This window comes from Sphingorhabdus sp., from assembly GCF_044357595.1.
Taxonomy (GTDB): domain Bacteria; phylum Pseudomonadota; class Alphaproteobacteria; order Sphingomonadales; family Sphingomonadaceae; genus Sphingorhabdus_B.
Genome location: NZ_JBIKPH010000163.1, coordinates 1 through 4,488 on the forward strand (window position 1 = coordinate 1; position 4,488 = coordinate 4,488).

Below are 4,488 nucleotides of genomic sequence, written 5' to 3' on the forward strand. Positions count from 1 at the left end.
CTCGATTCATAATAGCCAATGGCCGCTTCGACGGGCAGGACGATTGGGCTGACCTCAGGCGAGGGGCGTAGCCGCATGTCGACGCGAAACACATAACCGTCGCCGTCGAGCGCCGACAAAAGCGCAATCACGCGGCGGCCATAACGCACCGCAGCCTCCGCCACATCTTCCTCTTCGCGGTGGGGCAGGGTTTTGGGATCAAACAGGAATATCGGGTCAATATCCGACGAATAATTCAACTCCCGCCCGCCATGCTTGCCCAAAGCGATAACGGCAAAACCTTGATTGGGTGCGCCCGGCATACGTTCTTGTATCGTGGCCTCTATGGCTTGGTCGAGTGCATGGTCGGCAAAATCCGACAGGATATGCGTCACACGGGTCAGGTCCCAGACGCCAGCTAGGTCAGCAATAGCCGTGACCAGCGCGACGCCTTGTCTTTGCTTGCGCAATGCGGTGCCGACCAAGTCCGCGCTGCGGGCGAGGGCATTGGCGAGAGCGGCGTCAAAGTCGCCTGCGTGGATGAGCGGCATGAGGTCTGCGTTGCGGTCCATCAACCCCGCCAGAAACGGGCTGTTGGCGTGGGCGCGTGCGATGGCTTCTGCGACGCGCTCCATATTTTATCCTTTGTCTTTATTGTACAGATAATCCCGGCGGAAATCCTGGGCAAAAGCCGCAAAGCGCCCTTGCGCTATCGCCGCACGCATGCCGGCCATCAGCATCTGATAATAATGCAGATTGTGCTGAGTCATCAACATCGCGCCCAATATTTCGCCCGAACGGATCAGGTGATGCACATAAGCGCGGGTCCATGTCGCGCACACGGGGCAAGAGCAAAGGTCGTCAATTGGCCCTTGATCCTCGGCAAATTTGGCGTTGCGGATGTTGATCGGGCCATGATGCGTAAACGCCTGCCCATTGCGGCCTGACCGTGTGGGCAATACGCAATCGAACATATCAATACCGCGCTCCACCGCGCCGACCAGATCATCGGGCTTACCAACCCCCATTAAGTAACGTGGTCGGTCGGCGGGCAATTGGTCGGGTGCATAATCGAGGCAACCAAACATCGCCTCTTGCCCTTCACCCACCGCAAGGCCGCCCACGGCATAGCCGTCAAAGCCAATGTCGATGAGCGCATCGGCGGATCGCTTGCGCAATTCTGAGTCCAATGATCCCTGCTGGATACCGAACAAGGCTGCGCGCTCCGCATGTTCGCCGCCACTGTCAAACCCGTCGCGTGAACGCTTCGCCCAGCGCATCGACAGTTCCATCGACTTAATCGCTTTATCAAGCGAGACACCATTGGCGGGGCATTCGTCAAAGGCCATGACAATGTCGGAGCAAAGCAAGCGCTGAATTTCCATGGAGCGTTCGGGCGACAGCATGTGCTTTGACCCGTCCAAATGGCTTTGGAACGACACGCCCTCTTCGGTGATCTTGCGCAATGCCGATAGGCTCATGACTTGATAGCCGCCGCTGTCGGTCAAGATCGGCCGATCCCATCCCGAAAATTGATGCAAGCCCCCCAGCCGCGCCAAACGCTCCGCGCCGGGGCGCAGCATCAGGTGATAGGTGTTGCCAAGGATGATGTCGGCGCCGGTTGCGCGGACTTCGGCAGGGCGCATCGCCTTAACGGTTGCGGCGGTGCCAACCGGCATGAACGCCGGCGTGCGGATTTCGCCGCGCAACATCTGGATGCTGCCCGTGCGGGCCTTGCCATCGGTGGCGGAAATCGAAAACTGGAATCGCGTGGTCATCTGGTGGGCTTTAGGGGGGTAATGCGTTTGAGAAAACCAACTTTGCGTTTATTCAACGGCAACGGGTAATTTCCTCCCCCGTCATGTTGACCCTGTTTGTGCGCTGCCCGCCTTCGGTTCCAGCATTTTACTTGCGGCGTTCGGTCGGAAATTGAGAGATTAGGCTTTCAACCGCCGCCGCACCGTCCCATATAGGCCGGATGACTTACACAGACCCACGCTCCTATCTTTACCAACCCGGCCTTCTCGACCCTGACGCGGCGCAGCGTATAACGCGTGACGCGCTGAAGGCATGCGATGATGGTGAATTGTACCTGCAATATAGCGCGAGCGAGAGTTTCGGCTTTGACGATGGCCGCTTGAAAATGGCGGATTATTCGACGGGGTCGGGTTTTGGCCTGCGCGGCGTGTCGGGCGAGATGACCGGGTTCAGCCACGCCAATGACATGAGCGAATCTGCCATCCGCCGTGCTGGCGAAACGCTGAAGCTGTTGGATCCTGCCAAGGAACAACCTGCACCGCCACCGCGTCAGAACAACCGGCATTTATACACCGACGGCAATCCGCTTGAACTGGTGCCCTTTGCGCAGAAGGTTGCGTTGTGCCAGCAAATCGACGCCGCCGCTCGCGCACGTGACCCGCGTGTGGCGCAAGTCAGCGTCAGCCTGTCGGCCAGCTGGAGCGTCGTTGAAATCGTCCGCGCCGATGGCTTTGTCGCCACCGATGTGCGGCCTTTGGTGCGCCTCAATGTCGGCGTTGTCGCGCAAGATGGCGAACGCCGCGAAACCGGAAATTACGGCTTTGGCGGGCGGTTTCTCTATGACAAATTGTTTGAAGAGCATGAATGGGAACATGCGATTGACGTCGCATTGGCGCAGGCGCTGACCAATTTGCGCTCGGTCGCTGCGCCTGCTGGCGAAATGACGGTGTTGCTTGGACCCGGCTGGCCCGGTGTGCTTTTGCATGAGGCGGTGGGCCATGGCCTTGAAGGCGACTTCAACCGCAAGGGCAGCAGCGCCTTCTCTGGCAAAATCGGGCAGCGCGTTGCCGCGCCCGGTGTCACGGTCGTCGATGACGGGACGATGCAGAACCGGCGCGGGTCGCTGTCGATTGATGATGAAGGCACGCCGACTCAAGAAAATGTCCTGATCGAAGACGGTATCTTGCGCGCGTACATGCAGGACCGCATGAACGCTCGCCTGATGGGTGTCGAACCCACTGGAAACGGCCGCCGCGAAAGCTTTGCCCATGCGCCGATGCCGCGCATGACCAATACGTTTATGCGCAGCGGCAATGACGACCCAGCCGAATTGTTGAGCCGCGTCAAAAACGGCATTTTCGCCAAAAGCTTTGGCGGCGGGCAAGTCGACATTGTGTCGGGCAAATTCGTGTTCAGCTGCACCGAGGCCTATTTGGTCAAGGACGGCAAGCTTGGCGACCCGATCAAGGGCGCGACCTTGATTGGCGATGGCCCAACCGCGTTGAATAAGGTCATCGGCCTTGGCAATGACATGGCGCTGGATGAAGGCGTTGGCGTGTGCGGCAAGGCGGGGCAAAGCGTACCGGCTGGTGTTGGCCAACCAACCACTTTGGTCAGCGCGCTGACGGTGGGCGGCACGGCTGGCTGATCAATGCACATATTCGGCCAGAACCCGTATATGGCCGATGTGACCGCATGATGCCAAAATGAGTCACGCGATCAAGGTTGCGACCTATAATATCCGTAAAGCGGTGGGGTTGGATCAACGCCGGGATCCTGCGCGCATCCTGTCGGTTCTGAATGAAATCGATGCCGATATTGTGACGCTGCAAGAGGTCGACCGCCGCTTTGGCGCGCGGGTTAGTGCATTGCCGCTGGCGATGTTGGAGGCCGAGACGCCTTATGTGCCCGTGCCGTTGAATTTTCGTCCGGCGGCGATTGGCTGGCATGGCAATGCCATATTGGTGCGCAAGGGGATTGAGGTTCGCCGTGCCGAGCCTATCGACATGCCAACGCTGGAACCGCGCGGGGCGGTGATGGCGGAGCTTTCGGTGAACGGGCATCCGTTGCGCGTGATCGGCGTGCATCTCGATCTGTCGGGCCTGTGGCGGCGCAAGCAGATCCGCGCATTGCTCGCCGCGATTGATGCCAACCCGCTTCATATGCCAACGGTGATGATGGGCGATTTCAACCAATGGTCGGACAGTGGCGCGCTGAGCGAGCTTGCCTTTCACCATCACCGGTTGGTGCGCACCCCCAAAAGCTTTCACACCTCGCGCCCCGTTGCCCGTCTCGACCGCATCATCGTCAGCCATGATCTGCAGGTCAGTGCTGCTGACTGCCATATCTCGCCTTTGTCGAAGCAAGCGTCGGACCATTTACCCTTATGGGCGGAGCTGCAATTTGGTTAAATGCTTAAATATTAGGCAGTGATAAATCTCTGATTAAATAATAGGCAATTAATATGCGAGTCGCGCGCACATTCCTGCTGCAATATTCTTAAAACCCCCCGTTTCGCGTCCTTTGCGTTTTCTGGCACGACGTTTGCATATTGCACTGCACAAACCAAATGGGGGTGTGCATGAAATATATTATAGCCGTTATTAAACCGCACAAGCTGGACCCGGTACGCGAGGCGCTCACCGCGCTTGGTGTGTCGGGTATGACTGTGACTGAGGTTAAAGGCTTTGGCAGGCAGAAGGGTCAGACCGAAATTTACCGCGGGGCTGAATATGCAACCAACATGGTGCC

The 4,488-nt window shown here is 58.4% G+C and carries 5 protein-coding genes; 3 read left to right on the forward strand and 2 right to left on the reverse strand.

The features are described 5' to 3' along the window. On the reverse strand, window positions 1-614 hold a 614-nt coding region (locus ACIQ2T_RS12065), incomplete at its 3' end, for a DUF294 nucleotidyltransferase-like domain-containing protein (RefSeq protein ID WP_397591028.1). Between the two features lie 3 nt (window positions 615-617). Next, entirely contained in the window at window positions 618-1,757 is a 1,140-nt protein-coding gene (gene tgt, locus ACIQ2T_RS12070) for a tRNA guanosine(34) transglycosylase Tgt (protein WP_397591029.1), read from the reverse strand. A gap of 200 nt (window positions 1,758-1,957) precedes the next feature. On the opposite strand from tgt, the gene tldD reads away from it, so the two are divergent. From tldD to ACIQ2T_RS12085, 3 genes are all read left to right on the forward strand, one after another. After that, complete coding sequence (gene tldD / locus ACIQ2T_RS12075; protein ID WP_397591030.1) at window positions 1,958-3,385, forward strand: metalloprotease TldD; 1,428 nt, start codon at window positions 1,958-1,960, stop codon at window positions 3,383-3,385. A 58-nt stretch (window positions 3,386-3,443) separates the two neighbouring features. Further along, window positions 3,444-4,148, forward strand: coding sequence for an endonuclease/exonuclease/phosphatase family protein (locus tag ACIQ2T_RS12080; protein ID WP_397591031.1), 705 nt, complete (start codon window positions 3,444-3,446; stop codon window positions 4,146-4,148). Between the two features lie 170 nt (window positions 4,149-4,318). After that, on the forward strand, window positions 4,319-4,488 hold a 170-nt coding region (locus tag ACIQ2T_RS12085), incomplete at its 3' end, for a P-II family nitrogen regulator (protein WP_397591032.1).